Below are 16439 nucleotides of genomic sequence, written 5' to 3'. Positions count from 1 at the left end.
CCGGAAGCTGCTTACCCATACCGCCCGTAACGTGAGTTCATTTTTCTCGTCAGTATATATCATATTTCTACAAAAGTCGCTAGAAAATCCGTTCTTGTTTCACCACATTTTTATGTGTTTTCATCACCGAGAAAACAGCCGTTGAACACACGCTTTGAACACGCAGAATGTTCCTAATGTCACGGCTCCTACTCTGCTAATCTGCCACTTCAAGCTTCTTCATAAGCAAATCATGACTCTCGTGGATCTCTTCTGGCTTACAGGCAGACTTCAACTCGTATACCTTCACCTGTGCCCGGCGAATCATCGGCAGATAGGCATCATAGAAATTCATGTCCTTACTGTGTACATAAGGGCACCAGTGGTCGGAGAGACCAAGTGTCTCATGGATATGAACCCCTACGATATCATTCATCAGTTCCTGCATTTCTCCCACACTATCATATAGACCCAGTCGGTCCATCATGATGGCATGACCCGTATCGTACCAGATACCAACCGGAGCCCCTTTGAGGGCCGTGATGATGGTCTTGGCTTCGGCAAGGGTAGGAATCTGTTGTGGTCTGGATCTCGTCTCGATGCCAAAACGAACATCCAGACCTTTAGCTGCCGCCCGATTGCATACTTCATCCAGACTGGCGATAATTTTCTCCACATACCCTGAGCTGAGTGCCTCCCGCCGTTCCATCAGTTCCGCCCATTTGCTGCGATACTTCGGTGAGTCTGGACCATCCTCGTGATAGAGCTTTCCAAGGTCTTTGCTGATATCCTCAGGAAAAGGTACCTCTCCGGGGTGCACAACAACAGCTTCTCCCCCATAACGCTGGGCATATTCAGCCGACTCTACCAGCAATTCGATCGCCCGCTTACGTTTCACTTCATCTTCGAAGCCGAGCAAGATGGAATCCGTACCATAATCGGGATCAGGGTCATGTGGAAAAGTGTTGTGGACACTAGAAATTCCGATCTCTCCACGCTCAATCATGGGCTCAATCGTCGTGAGCATCTCCTTCGTCACATTATAATTGAGCTCCACCCGACGAAAGCCGAGATCCGCAATCTCCCGAATCATATCTTCCCCGACATCATGTTTTCGGATATTCCAACATGTGGAGAACGAATATATACCCTTATCTATGTGCTGCATCTGATTCCCTTCTCCTTCCCATTGGCTGGAGCTTGCCCCGTAGTTTTATATCAACCTTTTACCGCGCCAAGCATAGCACCGCTGACAAAATACTTTTGCAGCCACGGATAAACAAGCAGAATGGGTACAGTTGCGAATACAACTGTGGCTGCCTTGAGACTTTCCGGAGTCAGTGGTGTGCGGTTAGCACCTTCCATCAATGTAAGTTCACTCACCATGTTGTTTTGAACCATTTGGAAGAGCTTCAATTGTAGTGGATACAACTTTGGATCATTAATATACAAAAGTGAATCCTGGAATCCATTCCAGCGACCAACCGCATAGAATAGCGCTAATGTGGCAAGTACAGGCATGGATAATGGCAGTATGATTTTGAATAACGTGTGTACATGTGAGCTGCCGTCAATTTCTGCTGATTCTTCCAGACTTTCAGGAATGCCTCTGAAGAATGAGATCAGGATAATCAGGTTAAATGGACTCACAAGTCCTGGTAAGATCAGTGCCCAGACTGAATTAAGCATATTGAGATCACGAATGAGCAAATACTCGGGAATCATCCCGCCACTGAAAAACATCGTAATGATGATGACATACATGAAGAGCTTGCGCCCTTTCAATTTTTTCTTGGTTAGCGGGTATGCAGCAGCAAGTGTGAATAACATGCACAACACTGTCGTTGCCACAGTCAAAACAGTCGTAAAGCCCAGTGAATAGAGCATGGATTGATCAGAGAATACCTGGATATACGCATCCCAGTTAAATTCTTTAGGAAAAATGGTCACTTCTCCCGAAGTAATGGCGCGGTTAGAACTTAGAGATATTGCAATGGTGTGCAAAAATGGAGCCAGACAGAATATAACAAACAAACTGATAAAGGAGATATTAACGATATCAAAAATCCGATTTGAGGTGCGTTCACTCATATGCGCACAACTCCTTTACTGATGGTCTATACATACAAGCCGATTGGCGTATCTTTCATGCTTTGATAACTTATAAAATGCCTTCGCCGGTTGCCTTTTTCGAAATATAGTTAGAGCCAAGTACAAAGATTAACCCTACAACAGCCTGGAATAGTCCTACGACAGTTGCCAGCGTGTATTGTCCTGATTCAAGGCCGACCCTGTATACAAAAGTACTAAGTACATCTGAGTATTCACGTACGGCTGTGTTACCGATAATATAAGGCCGATCAAAACCGATGCTGACCATATGTCCGAGATTAAGAATGAGCAAGGTCACAATGGTTGGTTTAATACTTGGCAACGTAATATGCCAGATTCTCTTCAGTCTTGAAGCTCCGTCAATCTCGGCAGCCTCAAACAATTCCTTGTTCACACCGGTTAATGCCGCCAAATAAAGAATGGTACCCCATCCTGCACTCTGCCAGACACCTGTGAACAGGTACGTCACAAGCCATGGGTTTTTCTCTGTCAAAAATGGTATTGAATTCAAGCCCATACTCTCCAACACACCGTTAACCATACCGGATTGATTGCCGAACAATTGGTATACAATTCCCCCGATGATAACCCAGGAGATAAAGTGAGGAATGTACAGAATCGTTTGCGATATTTTTTTGAACCATTTGAATCGAACTTCATAGAGCATGATGGCCAATATAATTGGAGCAGGGAAGGAAACAAGCAGGTCAAGGAAATTTAGCATGAAGGTGTTTCGCAATGTGGTGTAGAAGTCCCGCATTCCAAATACCTCACGAAAAGCATCGAAACCGATCCACTCACTGCCGTTGATTCCCTGAAACAGGTTAAAATCCTTAAAGGCAATCTGTACACCGTACATTGGTCCGTAACGAAAGATCAAAAAGTAGATGAGAGGCAGGGAAATCAGTGCGTACAATTGCCAATACCTTTTCAAGTATGTGATCGTCAAGTCGGTTTCCTCCTATCAACAAAGAAACGGCTGTGCCGCTTAAGTTCGGCGGCACACGTTCCTTCAAAGTTATGCGGTAAATTACATATTGATTTAGTAATCACAAGATGAACCTGTTTATTTGATAACGCTTACTGAAGTGCTGCTTCAAGCTCTTTCTTCAGTTCTGTGCCACCCAGTGACATGAAATCATTTATTTCTTTTTCATATACCGCTTCGAAGTCTGCCGGTTTAGCCATTGCAGTTTTCACAATAAGCACTTTCAACTTATCATTTAGCGCTGTACCATATTTAGATTCTGCTTCAATTGGTTTGCTGAAGATAACCGGTCCGATCGTATCAGTATTAGCGATATCAATGGACTGTCTCATCAGCTCTTGGTTACGTTCTGGGAAGCCTGCAATCCATGCGGCTTCATTGGCTGCCTGATCTCCAACTACTTTACCGTTGGCAATGATGGCCATGTCACCACCGTTGTAGACACGATCTTTGACATCCTGTGGTGCATCATCTTTAACAACTGGAACACCATCAACCTTATCGTAATTTTCACCTTCGACACCGGTGTTCATCTCCAGCAAGTTCGTTCCAGAAGCCATCCAGTCTAGGTATTTCACTGCTTCAACCGAACGTTTGCTGCTTTTTGGAATCATGATGTACATACCGTTGCTGCCATAACGTGATTTGATGTGTTTGTTGTCCACATTTGAGTTGGTGTAAGCGTCAACTGCTACAACTTTGCTATCCGGTACATTTTTGGACAAATTATCAAGCATACCATCTGCATACAGAATCTGACCTACGTCCTCAGACATGTAGCCAATATTACCGTTCTGGAAGTCTTTGACCAATTGCGTTTTTTCTTCATCAAGACTGAAGTCTTTGCTGATCAGACCTTCATTGTAAAGCTTGTTAAGGAACTGCATCGCATCTTTGAAGCCATCATGCAATGGTAGCTCGTAACGCTGACTGTACGTAAGCCCATCTTGTACGGGTTTAATAAAGGAGTAAATCAATGTTTCGTACTGCGCTGGGGCAAGTGCCATACCCATTGGGATGTTTTTGCTGCCCAGATTGCCCGGATCTTTCTCTTTGAATGCTTTCAACGTTTCGTACAGCTCATCCGTTGTTGTTGGAGCATTCATGCCGACTTTATCTAGCCAATCCTGGCGAATATATGAGTTGTAACGAGCCGTAATGGCACGTTTACCTGGAATAGCGAATTGCTGACCTTCAAGCTGACCAAATTTCAACAGGTCTTCGCCGAGATATTCTTTTAAGTTAGGTGCATGTTCATTAAGAAGTTCACCTACGTCAGTTAGACCACCTTGCTGAGCATAACGGTAGAACACACTGGAGTCGTATACAAACACAATATCTGGAACGTCGCTGGGACTGGCCATTAACACGTTGAGCTTGGTTGTTTCTTCTGAACGTTGAACAGGTACGAATTGCACATCAATGTTATTCGGATCGCCGAATTTCTCTTGAACAAATTTAGTTAAGTAGTTGTTCGTGATCGTATGTGGAGAAGGACTGTTACCACGATCGAAAACCTCCACTTTCAAAGTAACACGCTCACCATCAGTTGTTGCCCCGCCTTCTGCCGACTCTTGATTGGATGGTGAAGAACATCCTGCCAGCAACGAAACTCCCATTATCATCGTAAGCGCCAAACCTACCCATTTCTTCGTTTTCCCTGTGGTTGTTGTTCTTGTCATTTAGTCATCCCCTTTTACTTTGCGTGAATGTTTAAGGCTTGCTCCGAGTATTCCACATCTTTCGGAACTCTAGCAATAAACCAATTTCGGAAGCGCTTACAAACGGAATTTAGTTTATGTGTTAAGCCCATTTTCGCAGACTGATTATTTTCCCAAAGCTGCGCCGCGCTAGGCTGTGACGGCTCTCAACGCCTCACGACTCGGAACTGCCTGTCCCAATTCGGATAAACCATTTTCACACACTGCCTATATTCGTAAACGGAGAAAAAACAGGAATATTAGCTTCTATCCTGCGAAAACAGGGCGAACCTCTGCAAGCCTGCTCTCCTAGTGGAAAGTGACTGCATGAAATTCACCCTGTGGTATCCTGATGTACAGATCTCAGAATATGATCATAATTGCGTTACTCTTCGGGTTCTCGATGTTCACGTTTCAAACGACGATAATCTCCTGGTGTAATGCCCGTTACCCGCTTAAATACACGTCCCAACGTAATTCCATTTGCATACCCAACCTTCAGGGCAATATCCTGCAAAGAGTAATCAGTATTGAGCAGAAGCTGCTCCGTCTCCTTCATGCGAAGCTCTGTAACAAAATCAACAAACTTCATGTTGAATTCTGTCTTGAACAAATAACTCGCATGTTTGCCCGTGATCTGGAATCGGTCGCTCAGATGTTTCAATGAAAGATCCGGATTCGCAAACTGTTCTTCGATATAATTTTTCATTTCGTTGACCATTGCTTTGTAACTCTTGGTTTCCGTTACCGCTACATACGTTCTGAACAAGTCCGTCAGACCATCGAACAAAAGACTTTTCACATCCGTAAGCGTCTCTGCCTCTTCCACAGCACTCAACCATCTGTTGATGTTTTCTTCGGACAGTTCTTCCTGGAGTCCTTCCGACATCATGGCCACCTCTCGGCTAAGCATCTGTAACATGGCCTGAATCAGAGAACGAATCTCATCATCGGGCAGTTTGTTCTTTTCAAATGCTGTAAAGATCTCCTCCAACTGTTCCCGCCACTGTCCACTCGACATCCGGAACCGCTTAACAAAGTCCGCAATCATCTGCAGATAGGTATAGGTATCCAGCAAAGGATGCTGTGGTTCGCCACAGTCGGCTTGGCCGACATCTCCATTCATCAACAGTTTGCGTTGCATTACCGCTTCTGCGGCCGCATAGGAATCTCGTATTGTACCGATTCCCTGAGCAATAGGTCCAATGCCAAAGCTTAAAGAAATGCGTAGATTTTGTTCTACCCAAGATTTGCATTCCTCAGCTACAACACGAATCTGCCCAGACATATCCAAGTTGCTATCATTCTGTTCTTTGAACACAAAAAGGATTGCAATCTGATCCACACTAATCCATTCCGTCCAGCATTGAACTCCCGTATTACGTGACAGCTCTTGCAAAACGTTCATCAAGGCAAACTTCAGCGTATTTTGTTCACCTCTCGTGTACCTCTCCTGAAATCCCTTCTCATAACGGTTAATCTCTCCAACAACAACGACAAAACGCGACGAGTCATGCACGTCATTCAGCGGAGAGAGTTCTTTTAATTGCTCTGCTGCGTTTTCCATGTGTTCACCATGCAACAGGGCATTGAATAACTTGCTACGCTGCATGAGTACATTTTCCCTGCTTTTCTTGTCATAATCCATCATATGATTAATCAGATTCTCAAGCACACCATCAATCATCTTCATCTCATCCGTGCGAGCACCCGAGTGTTCAAACGCCCGAATCTGATGAGACTCAATCCGGTTCATGATGATCTGAATGGGTTTATAGTTACGGCGAGTAATATACACGATATACACAATCGCACAGATGACAGTCACAATAGCAATGATTACCCACACATAAGACACGACAGATACCCAGCCAAATAAGTTGCCGGCCTTAATTCCACTGGATATTGTCCAGCCCAGTCTTTCTAGCGGTAGCGTATTCAGTTCCTGGCCATCTATCGAGCCCTCTTGATCCGAATGTGCATTATACACAACCTTACCGTCCCGATCCGTAATTGTCAGAAACGACAGTTGCCCATTGACCATACTATCTACACTCTGTTCAATGCTGCTCATCTTGATATTAATGACCAATGTGCCCTGAGAGCCAAAAGGCAAAGGCATGTCCTTGTTCACGGTTAATACGCGAATAGGGGTACGTTGACCAGAGTCCGCATCGAATTCTCGGACCGGCTGCCAGCCTGAAGCGATAGACCCGGTACCCATCTGATCAATCCATGCCTTATCCGAGAAACTTTCCGCTTCTCTGGAACCACTTACGGTCAGAACATGTTTATTTCGCTTGTCATATAGATAGATGGATTGAATCCATGAGGACGAATTGGTTAGCTCACGTAAACTCTGCGCAATTGCATACACTGTGTCCGAGCTGGTCTGGTTTGTGTTATTAAAATAGAGTCTGTATGCCTGCTGACTCTGTACCGTTTCCAGGACGGATAGTTCAATATCCCTGATTGTGCGATCCACCGTATCTATCATATAACTGGAGGAGATCCGGTCTGCTTTTTTCGTTTCCTCCTTAGAGATATCATTAATGAAGACAAACGCGATGAATATGAGTATGGTCACCGTAAGAAAAAAAATTGGGAAATACGAGAACAGTAACCGGTAGTACCAATTACGAGACAATAGACCCCACTCCTCACTCCACGATGCCAATGTTCTCAGCCGTGGTTCTACTGTTCAGCATCCATCTCACCTTAGGGGCTGAATACCATATGATAACGCTATCATAACTGATTTTATGTTATTATAGCACAAGCCTCTGAGCAGCAAAGCAAGAATTGAATTCAAAGAGCCAAAACAAAAAAACCGTGCTGAGCAGACAACAACTCAGACACGGAACAGTTCATCTGGCAGCACACCGTTATATCCTCGATGCTCTAAATGCCAGAATCCTTAAACAATGTGGCCATGGAGCCACCATCCACAATAATGCGTATGGCGCGGGCCAGCATTGGCGCAACGGGTAACACTTTGAAGCATTCAGGGTGGTCATCTGGCAGTGCGATCGAGTCCGTAACTACCACCTCTTCAATTGACGGGTGATTCAATTTACTTACTGCCCCATCCGAGAACAATCCGTGTGTTGCACATACATATACATTTTTGGAGCCACGTTCCTTCAAACCTTCCACAACATTCAGAATGGTTGTTCCGGTGTCGATCAGATCCTCAATAATAATAGGTGTCCGTCCTTCTACATCACCAATGACATGGGTAATCACCGATTCATTATGGCTTGGACGTTTCTTGATCATAATGGCAAATGGAGAATCCAGACGGTTCGCCAGCTTCTCTGCCATCGATGCTCGTCCCGCATCCGGGGAGACTACAACAGGGTTCTCAATTCCTTTGCTTAACAAATAATCACTAATCAGATCCAGTGATGTCATATGGTCAACCGGAATGTTGAAGAATCCCTGAATGGCCGCTGCGTGCAGGTCGATCGTTACCACTCGATTGGCGCCAGCCGTAGTTAATACATCTGCTACCATCTTGGCCGAGATCGGTTCCCGTGGAGCGGATTTACGCTCTTGACGAGCATAGCCGTAATACGGAACAATGATGTTCACGGTGCGCGCTGAAGCCCTCTTTGCGGCATCAATCATCACCAACAGCTCGACAAACAGCTCATTGATCGGATGAGACAACGACTGTATTAGAAACACATCACAATTACGGATTGTTTCTTCATAATGAACGTATATTTCTCCGCTCTTGAACCGGGACAGCTTGATCTTGCCCAGTTGTACTCCCAGCTTGTCACATACCTGTTCTGCCAGCTTAGGGTTCGATGAACCGGAAAAAATACGTAACGAATGCTGCATAATGCCCTCCCGAGGGTTGAAGTCCCTATATAATCCCTTATCTAAAAGGTTATTTCCTACCCTCATTATACTCCACTGGCTTATACATTTAAAGGAATGAACGAGCGATGACGGCCTTCGAAAACAGCGACTTCCGTACAGCCCAACTCACGTAAAAGTGCTTCAGCTTCAGTCAAATAATCGCCCAGCTTCATTGGGTCATGTGCATCAGAGCCCATGGTTAATGGAATCCCCAAGCAAATAGCTTCCGTCAGCATTCTGCGACTAGGAAACATCTCTGCACACGGTTTCGATAACCCGGATGCATTCAGCTCCATGGCACAGCCACTTGTTGCGATAGCCTGCAGCGCTGCGTCCTCCAGTGAGATACGTTCTTCAGTCTGCTCCGCTGAAGGAACAAAGCCAAACCGTTTAATGACATCCGTATGGCCCATAATATCGTACATGCCCGTCGCAGCTGCCTTGCTTACGGCATCATAGTACTGACGATATACTTCAAGGATGTCTTTGCCCTCCCAGTGATGGGTCTGGCGGAAATCCGTAATGTCCCATTCCCCGAGGAAATGAACGGAGCCAATCACATAATCCCATGGATAACGCTCAATGATCGCACGGATCTCTGTTTCACAGCCTTCAATATAGTCACCTTCCAGACCAACACGTACGTCAATCTGCCCACGGTAACGTTCTTTCAGGGAGAAACACTCCTCTACGTAACGCGGCAGTTCATCCATAGGCATCGCCATTTCCGGATAATATTGAGCCGGATCGACATGCAACAATGGCATGTGATCGGACAACCCAATTTGGGATAATCCGATCTCCACACCGCGCTGCACATATTCCTCCAGTTTGCCGACTGCATGTCCACACCGCTCATGGTGTGTGTGATAGTCTATACGCACGTAACTCGCCTCCTAATCGCGGCGAGGCCGTTCATGACGGCGGCTCAGCTCTGACATAATATCGTCCAGCGGCAGCTTGCGCTCTTGCAACAGGACGAGCAGGTGATACATCAAGTCACTGACTTCCAGGCGAAGCTCGTCATTATCTTTATTTTTGGCGGCGATGATCGTCTCGGACGCTTCTTCACCGATTTTTTTCAGGATTTTATCTACACCTTTTTCGAACAAATACGTTGTATATGCACCCTCAGGGCGCTCACGTTCACGCTCTGCAATAACGGATTCCAGTTCAGCCAATACCTCAAAGCGACTTTCGGAACTGGAGTTTGCAGCAGTCGCACCCGTTCCATCCGAAGCCTTGTCCGCCGAATTCTCTGGCAAACCAATGATCTCATTATGGAAACAAGATACCGCACCTGTATGGCAAGCAGGACCATTGGGTTTGACCTCAACCAACAAGGTATCACCGTCACAATCATATTTCAGGGAAGTAATCGTCTGCACGTTGCCGGATGTTGCACCTTTATGCCACAACTCCTGACGCGAGCGTGACCAGAACCAGGTTTCACCGGATTCTAGCGACAACTTCAGGGATTCACGATTCATATAAGCCATCATTAAGACTTCCCGTGTATCCACATCCTGCACAATAGCAGGAACCAAACCGTCACTCCAACGAATGTGTTCCACAACCTGTTCCAAGGATAGCTGTTCCTTGATTTCATCGCTCACTTTAGTCACGGATCTCCACCCCTTGTTCTCTCAAATGTTGTTTTAACGCCGGTACGGCGATTTCTTTGTAATGGAAAATTGTTGCGGCCAGACCTGCGTCCGCTTTGCCTGTGGTGAATACATCATAGAAATGAGATTCCTTGCCCGCACCGCCCGATGCGATGACTGGAATACGCACAGATTCGGATACCGCTGCCGTCAGCTTCAGATCGAAGCCGTCTTTCGTTCCGTCCGCGTCCATACTTGTGAGAAGAATCTCCCCCGCGCCCAAGCTCTCAGCCTGTTTAACCCATTCCAGCGCCTTGATCCCGGAGGGTTTCCGTCCACCATGGGTATAGACTTCCCACTCGCCCCAAGCTTCGTTATACTTGGCATCGATCGCTACCACGATACACTGCGAGCCAAAGCGACGTGCACCATCTGCAATCAACTGCGGGTTAAGTACCGCCGCTGTATTCACTGCAATTTTATCCGCTCCTGCACGGAGAATCCGCTTCATGTCCTCTACCTTGGAGATGCCACCCCCTACCGTAAAGGGAATAGCGATCTCGCCCGCCGTCTGCCGCACGACTTCTTCCATCGTTTCGCGACCTTCTACCGAAGCGGAGATATCGAGAAATACCAATTCGTCCGCGCCCTCGCGGTCATATAGTGCCGCCAGCTCTACCGGATCACCCGCATCGCGGAGATTAACGAAGTTGACGCCTTTGACGACCCGGCCGTCCTTCACGTCCAGACAGGGGATGATTCTTTTTGCCAGCATGCTACCTCTTCCTCTCTATCCGAATATCCCTTACTTATTTACCGCACGTACTGCTTCAGACAGATCGATGCTTCCCGTATACAGTGCTTTACCCACGATTGCTCCACCAACACCATCATCCGCGTGGCGACTCAGACGAAGCAGATCATCCATTACACTCACACCGCCGGAAGCAATAACTGTCCGTCCGCTTGCCTTGGCTAGAGACACAATCGCTTCCACATTAGGACCCTGCATCATGCCATCACGGGAAATATCCGTAAAGATAAACGTTTCTGCCCCATATGCCGCCAATTCCTTTGCAAGTACCTCTGCCTGTACTTCCGATGTTTCAAGCCATCCGCGGGTTGCCACATAACCATTACGAGCGTCGATACCAATTGCCACTTTATCCCCATAACGTCCCAGTACTTCCTCTGTAAAAGTACGATCTTCAATCGCTGCTGTTCCAATGATGAGCCGACTAACACCCAGACCCAGCAAACGTTCTACATCCGCTACCGTACGAAGTCCGCCACCAACCTGAACGGGTACGTTCACAGCCGCGGCAATCCGTCCGATTAGTTCATCATTAACGGGATGCCCCGCTTTGGCACCATCCAGGTCCACTAGATGAACGTATGTACCGCCTTGCTTCTCCCAGGATAGAGCCACTTGAACCGGGTCATCGTTATACACGGTCTCCTGATTATAATCTCCCTGCACCAGTCTTACACATTTGCCGTCCCGGATATCAATCGCCGGATATAGGATAAAAGATGACATACAAGGCCTCCTGAATATGAATTAGATTTGTGCGCTTTCTATAGTTAAGAAGAGATGATTGCTTTACCTTTGTACAGGCGCTCCTGTCAGAGCCAGAAAGTTGCCGAGCAGCTTCATGCCAAGCTCTCCACTTTTCTCCGGGTGGAATTGCATGCCGAAGTTGGACCCTCTGCCTACAATGGCTGTCACCGGATGTCCGTAATCCGTTACCGCCAGCAGATCGTCCCTGTTTTCAGTAAGCGCATGATAGGAATGGACAAAATAGACGTGACCTGCATCAAGCCCCGTAAATAGCGGATTTTCCGCGTGCAGGAATTCCAACCGGTTCCATCCCATATGTGGAACCTTCAGCTCTCCTGGTGCGAAACGCACCACCTTACCTGGCAAAATATCCAGTCCCTCATGCTCGCCATGCTCTTCACTTGAGCTGAACAACAACTGCATCCCCAGACAGATACCGAGCAGTGGCTTGGACCCGGCAGCGGCTTCCTTCACCACCGTATCCAGTCCACTCTCCCGCAGATGAACCATCGCATCACCAAAAGCACCTACGCCTGGCAGAATGACACCATCTGCGCCAAGAGTCTCTTCCCGGTCACCCGTGACCAGCGCTTCGTAGCCAAGACGTTCGACCGCTTTGCCGACGCTGTGCAGGTTACCCATACCGTAATCGACAATTGCAATCGCCATCGTCTACAGCACTCCCTTCGTGGAAGGCACACCCATTACACGTGGATCAATCATCGTTGCCTCATCCAGTGCACGTCCCAATGCCTTAAAGATCGCTTCAATCATGTGGTGGGTGTTCTGGCCATAGTGCACAATGACATGCAACGTAATCCGAGCTTCCAGCGCCAATTTCCACAGGAATTCATGTACCAGCTCCGTGGAGAAACTGCCTACCTGTTGGGAAGGGTATTCTGCACGATATTCAAAGTGAGGTCGGTTACTCACATCGATAATGACTTGAGCAAGCGCCTCGTCCATCGGTACAAAAACACTGGCGTAACGCTTGATACCACGTTTGTCACCCAATGCTTCTCGCAACGTCTGTCCGAGACAGATTCCGATGTCTTCAACCGTATGGTGATCATCGATGTCGATATCTCCGCGAGCCTGCACGTTCAGGTCGAATTGTCCATGCTTCGTGAACAGATCCAGCATATGGTTCAGGAAGGGTACATCCGTCTCAATCGTGGATTGCCCAGTTCCATCTACAGTAAAAGCCAATTGGATATTGGTCTCGTTAGTTTTGCGGTCAACCTCTGCTTGGCGCACCACGCCTTTGTTTTCAAGTTCCACACCATTATTTTGCTTATCCATTGTCCGATTCCGCCTTTCCTTCCTGTTCTAACCGTACAGCGATTGCACGGGCATGCCCTTCAAGACCCTCATGGCGGGCCAACTCTATAATAGCCGCTCCGTTCTGCAGCAGCGCTTCTTTACTATAATAGATCAGGCTCGATTTCTTGATAAAATCATCCACGTCCACTGGCGAACTGAATCGCGCAGTTCCATTGGTCGGAATAATGTGATTTGGTCCGGCAAAGTAATCCCCTACCGGCTCCGAGCTGTACGGGCCGAGGAAGATCGCGCCGGCATTCTCGATCCGGCCAGCGTAAGCCATCGGCTCCTGCACCATGATCTCCAGATGCTCCGGTGCGAGCCGGTTCACCACGTCGATTCCCTCATCGATGGAATCGACCACAATAATGGCGCCATACTGCTCTACCGAAGCAGCAGCGATATCGCGACGCGGCAGCACTTCAAGCTGCCGCTGCACTTCGCCCTGCACGGCTTCCGCCAGCGTGGCCGAATTCGTGACGAGAATGGCCGATGCCATCTCGTCATGTTCCGCCTGCGACAACAGGTCCGCGGCGACATAGACCGGATTCGCCGTATCATCGGCGAGCACCACAATCTCACTCGGCCCGGCGATACTATCGATATCGACCGCACCGTAAACCTCGCGCTTCGCGAGCGCCACGTAAATATTGCCCGGTCCACAGATCTTGTCGACCGGGGCAATGCTCTCCGTGCCGTAAGCGAGGGCGGCGATGGCCTGAGCGCCGCCAACCCGGTACATCTCGCTCACGCCTGCTTCCGCAGCAGCGACGAGAATGTACGGGTTAATGCCTTCGCCGCCGTTCGTAGACGGCGGCGTCACGAGAACAATCTCCGGCACGCCTGCCACCTGTGCCGGAATCACATTCATCAGCACAGACGATGGATACGCTGCTTTGCCGCCAGGTACATAGACACCGACCCGCTTCAGCGGTCGGATGACCTGGCCCAGCAGGCTGCCGTCCGGCTGCCAATCCATCCAAGAATTGCGTTTCTGCTTCTCATGAAACGCGCGAATGTTGGCGGCGGCTTGCCGAATCGCCGTCACAAAGGATGGCTCCACGGCTGCATAAGCCGCCTGCAGCTCTTCCTGCGGCACGCGCAGTTCCGCGGCCGTCAGCTTCGTGCGGTCCAGCTGCTCCGTGTAACGCAGCAAGGCCGCATCACCCTCACGGCGAATGTCGCTGACAATACGCCGTACCGTTTCATTTTGCTCTGGCGTGCCATACTCCACTTCCCGCTTCAGATCAAAATCCCGTGCAGGTACAATTTTCATACGTACAACCTCCTTATCCCCTGTAATGCCTGCCTTCTTATGGCCGAGTCGTTTCTTTGTTGTGTTTCTTACCTTTGCTTTGCATGTTTCTCATCTATGTTTCTGACACAGTAGTTTATCCCCGAAGGCTTCCCGCCGAAATCTCATTCGAAGCCGGAATGACCTGCTGAAGTGCATCACACAAGGCCTGAATTCGTGCATTTTTCATCCGATAACTTACCCGATTGGCGATAAGACGGCTGGTGATGTCCAGAATGCCTGTCATCTCCACCAATCCGTTCTCGCGCAGCGTCTGACCTGTCTCCACCAGATCGACAATCCGGTCTGCCAGACCAATCAAAGGTGCAAGCTCAATGGAACCATTCAGCTTGATCACCTCAACCTGCTGCCCCTGCTCCCGGAAATACTGCGAGGCAATTCTCGGATACTTCGTTGCAACACGTTGCTGGATGCCTGGCTTCCAGTCTGGAAGTCCGATCACAGACATACGGCACTGGGCGATTCCCAGATTCAACAGTTCGTACACATCCCGATCTTCCTCCAGCAGCACGTCTTTACCGACAATTCCGATATCGGCAACACCGTACTCCACATACGTTGGAACATCTACGGGCTTTGCCATGATGAATTCCATTCCCGCTTCCGGTACTTCAATGACCAGTCTGCGTGTATCATCCACGTCTTCTGGAATATCCAGCCCCGCTTCACGGAACAATTTGGAGGCTTTTTTATAGATTCGGCCCTTCGGCATGGCCACCTTCAGAATATCCGACATCTTAGCGTCCTCCTTCTTCAGATCCGTAAGTAATAACCTGCTCTGCCTGAACAGTTGTTGCTCCACCCGATACAGCATTTCCCTCAGCTCCGTCAACAGGAAGGAGGAGTGTCACTACATTTTGACCCATACTGCGTAATCTTGCTGCTTCTGTTAGTGCCTCGGCCCGACGTTTCGGGCTATATTGGATAAGTATTGGTTTTTTCTCTTCAATGATAATGCCATGAACGCCATCAATAATTCGGTTGGTTTTCAGTGCAAACCCTGTAGCTGGCAACGAGCGCCCAAACTGTTGTAACAGATTATCATACCTTCCGCCGCTACATACAGGTGATCCCAGTTCTGCCGCATACCCTTCAAACGTCATGCCCGTATAATAGGAGAAGTCACCGATCATCGTCAGATCAATCAGTACATGCTCGGATACACCGTAAGCCTCCAACACTTCGAATACTGCACACAGATGTGCAATCGATTGAGCTGCTTCAGCGCTCGAACATAGCTCTGCCGCATGAGTGCATACTTCCTTGCCCCCGCGCAGACGCAGGATCGCTTCAAGCTGTTCTTTCAGCTTAGGTTCCAGATTCAATGCTTCAATGGACTGGCGATAGCCGACATAATCACGTCCGAGCAGCCCCTCCTTCAATTGCTCCTGTTCAGCGGTCCGGCCTGGAATCACTTCCTCCAATAATCCGTTTAGGAATCCCATATGACCCATTGCTATTTTAAAAGAAGATACTCCCGCTGCCTGCAAAGAGGCAATTGCTAAAGCAACAACTTCTGCATCCGCTTCAGGTGAATCGTCCCCGACCAGCTCCACGCCTGTCTGGAAGAATTCCGCCTCACGTCCAGCTTCCTCTTCAATGGAACGGAATACGTTCGCATGGTAAGAAAGACGCAGCGGTAACTGCTCATCTTTGAGCATGGACGAAACTACGCGTGCAATCGGAGCCGTTAAATCCGATCTCAGCACCAGCGTGGTTCCCCGGCTATTCAGCAATTTAAATAATTTGCGATCTGATGTAGAGCTTGCTACACCTACCGTGTCGTAGTATTCAATCGTTGGTGTGATGATCTGACGGTAACCCCAGCGTTCCATACAATCCAGTACATTCCGCTCAATCATCCGCAGCTTGGATACTACATGTGGTGTATAGTCGCGGAATCCGGTCGGTTTTTCAAATCCTTTTGGTTTGGACATTGGTAATATTCACCCCGAGTCAGTAATTTAAGAGTCGCACTCGTTCTATT

The 16439-nt window shown here is 48.1% G+C and carries 15 protein-coding genes; all 15 read right to left on the bottom strand.

Translation table 11 applies throughout. The features are described 5' to 3' along the window. Positions 1 to 196: 196 nt before the first annotated feature. On the bottom strand, positions 197 to 1147 hold the full coding sequence (locus AC1S8V_RS00835; RefSeq protein ID WP_482072059.1) for a sugar phosphate isomerase/epimerase family protein: 951 nt from the start codon (positions 1145 to 1147) through the stop codon (positions 197 to 199). Positions 1148 to 1197: 50 nt separating this feature from the next. Next, positions 1198 to 2070: a carbohydrate ABC transporter permease gene (locus AC1S8V_RS00830; protein WP_062837759.1), complete on the bottom strand. Its 873-nt coding sequence runs from the start codon at positions 2068 to 2070 to the stop codon at positions 1198 to 1200. 70 nt (positions 2071 to 2140) lie between these two features. After that, positions 2141 to 3040 carry an ABC transporter permease gene (locus tag AC1S8V_RS00825; protein WP_062837760.1) on the bottom strand — a complete coding sequence of 300 codons (900 nt, stop codon included), beginning with the start codon at positions 3038 to 3040 and terminating at the stop codon, positions 2141 to 2143. A 131-nt stretch (positions 3041 to 3171) separates the two neighbouring features. Next, positions 3172 to 4761, bottom strand: coding sequence for an extracellular solute-binding protein (locus AC1S8V_RS00820; protein WP_482072058.1), 1590 nt, complete (start codon positions 4759 to 4761; stop codon positions 3172 to 3174). A gap of 403 nt (positions 4762 to 5164) precedes the next feature. Beyond that, a complete protein-coding gene (locus AC1S8V_RS00815; protein WP_482072057.1) occupies positions 5165 to 7426 on the bottom strand; it encodes a helix-turn-helix domain-containing protein in 2262 nt (753 codons plus the stop codon). A 254-nt stretch (positions 7427 to 7680) separates the two neighbouring features. Continuing rightward, positions 7681 to 8628 (bottom strand): ribose-phosphate diphosphokinase, encoded by a 948-nt coding sequence (locus AC1S8V_RS00810; RefSeq protein WP_482072056.1) that lies wholly within the window; start codon positions 8626 to 8628, stop codon positions 7681 to 7683. A gap of 80 nt (positions 8629 to 8708) precedes the next feature. After that, entirely contained in the window at positions 8709 to 9533 is an 825-nt protein-coding gene (hisJ, locus tag AC1S8V_RS00805; RefSeq protein ID WP_482072055.1) for a histidinol-phosphatase HisJ, read from the bottom strand. A gap of 12 nt (positions 9534 to 9545) precedes the next feature. Then, positions 9546 to 10274 carry a bifunctional phosphoribosyl-AMP cyclohydrolase/phosphoribosyl-ATP diphosphatase HisIE gene (gene hisIE, locus AC1S8V_RS00800; protein ID WP_482072054.1) on the bottom strand — a complete coding sequence of 243 codons (729 nt, stop codon included), beginning with the start codon at positions 10272 to 10274 and terminating at the stop codon, positions 9546 to 9548. Further along, on the bottom strand, positions 10267 to 11028 hold the full coding sequence (gene hisF / locus AC1S8V_RS00795; RefSeq protein ID WP_017691268.1) for an imidazole glycerol phosphate synthase subunit HisF: 762 nt from the start codon (positions 11026 to 11028) through the stop codon (positions 10267 to 10269). The genes hisIE and hisF overlap by 8 nt, the downstream gene beginning before the upstream one ends. Positions 11029 to 11058: 30 nt before the next feature. Further along, positions 11059 to 11793 (bottom strand): 1-(5-phosphoribosyl)-5-[(5-phosphoribosylamino)methylideneamino]imidazole-4-carboxamide isomerase, encoded by a 735-nt coding sequence (hisA, locus tag AC1S8V_RS00790; protein WP_482072053.1) that lies wholly within the window; start codon positions 11791 to 11793, stop codon positions 11059 to 11061. Positions 11794 to 11856: 63 nt separating this feature from the next. Further along, positions 11857 to 12483: an imidazole glycerol phosphate synthase subunit HisH gene (gene hisH / locus AC1S8V_RS00785; RefSeq protein ID WP_482072052.1), complete on the bottom strand. Its 627-nt coding sequence runs from the start codon at positions 12481 to 12483 to the stop codon at positions 11857 to 11859. Positions 12484 to 12486: 3 nt separating this feature from the next. Continuing rightward, positions 12487 to 13116 (bottom strand): imidazoleglycerol-phosphate dehydratase HisB, encoded by a 630-nt coding sequence (hisB, locus tag AC1S8V_RS00780; RefSeq protein ID WP_482072051.1) that lies wholly within the window; start codon positions 13114 to 13116, stop codon positions 12487 to 12489. Beyond that, the gene (hisD, locus tag AC1S8V_RS00775; protein WP_076333454.1) at positions 13109 to 14413 is read right to left on the bottom strand and encodes a histidinol dehydrogenase; all 1305 of its coding nucleotides are present in this window, start codon (positions 14411 to 14413) and stop codon (positions 13109 to 13111) included. Before hisD ends, hisB begins: the two co-directional genes overlap by 8 nt. A 115-nt stretch (positions 14414 to 14528) precedes the next feature. After that, entirely contained in the window at positions 14529 to 15188 is a 660-nt protein-coding gene (gene hisG / locus AC1S8V_RS00770; protein WP_091012003.1) for an ATP phosphoribosyltransferase, read from the bottom strand. Between the two features lies 1 nt (position 15189). Beyond that, positions 15190 to 16389 carry an ATP phosphoribosyltransferase regulatory subunit gene (locus AC1S8V_RS00765; RefSeq protein WP_482072050.1) on the bottom strand — a complete coding sequence of 400 codons (1200 nt, stop codon included), beginning with the start codon at positions 16387 to 16389 and terminating at the stop codon, positions 15190 to 15192. Positions 16390 to 16439: the final 50 nt, after the last annotated feature.

This window comes from Paenibacillus sp. B46(2026) (assembly GCF_056786355.1).
The sequence above is the reverse complement of the archived record's forward strand: the minus strand, read 5'-3'. Positions and strand labels throughout refer to the sequence as shown.

Excerpts from the sequence above, each read along its gene's own strand:
- AC1S8V_RS00835 (WP_482072059.1), bottom strand. The coding sequence starts at position 1,147 with ATGCAGCACATAGATAAGGGTATATATTCGTTCTCCACATGTTGGAAT.
- AC1S8V_RS00830 (WP_062837759.1), bottom strand. The coding sequence starts at position 2,070 with ATGAGTGAACGCACCTCAAATCGGATTTTTGATATCGTTAATATCTCC.
- AC1S8V_RS00820 (WP_482072058.1), bottom strand. The coding sequence starts at position 4,761 with ATGACAAGAACAACAACCACAGGGAAAACGAAGAAATGGGTAGGTTTG.
- AC1S8V_RS00810 (WP_482072056.1), bottom strand. The coding sequence starts at position 8,628 with ATGCAGCATTCGTTACGTATTTTTTCCGGTTCATCGAACCCTAAGCTG.
- hisF (WP_017691268.1), bottom strand. The coding sequence starts at position 11,028 with ATGCTGGCAAAAAGAATCATCCCCTGTCTGGACGTGAAGGACGGCCGG.
- hisA (WP_482072053.1), bottom strand. The coding sequence starts at position 11,793 with ATGTCATCTTTTATCCTATATCCGGCGATTGATATCCGGGACGGCAAA.
- hisH (WP_482072052.1), bottom strand. The coding sequence starts at position 12,483 with ATGGCGATTGCAATTGTCGATTACGGTATGGGTAACCTGCACAGCGTC.
- hisB (WP_482072051.1), bottom strand. The coding sequence starts at position 13,116 with ATGGATAAGCAAAATAATGGTGTGGAACTTGAAAACAAAGGCGTGGTG.
- hisD (WP_076333454.1), bottom strand. The coding sequence starts at position 14,413 with ATGAAAATTGTACCTGCACGGGATTTTGATCTGAAGCGGGAAGTGGAG.
- hisG (WP_091012003.1), bottom strand. The coding sequence starts at position 15,188 with ATGTCGGATATTCTGAAGGTGGCCATGCCGAAGGGCCGAATCTATAAA.
- AC1S8V_RS00765 (WP_482072050.1), bottom strand. The coding sequence starts at position 16,389 with ATGTCCAAACCAAAAGGATTTGAAAAACCGACCGGATTCCGCGACTAT.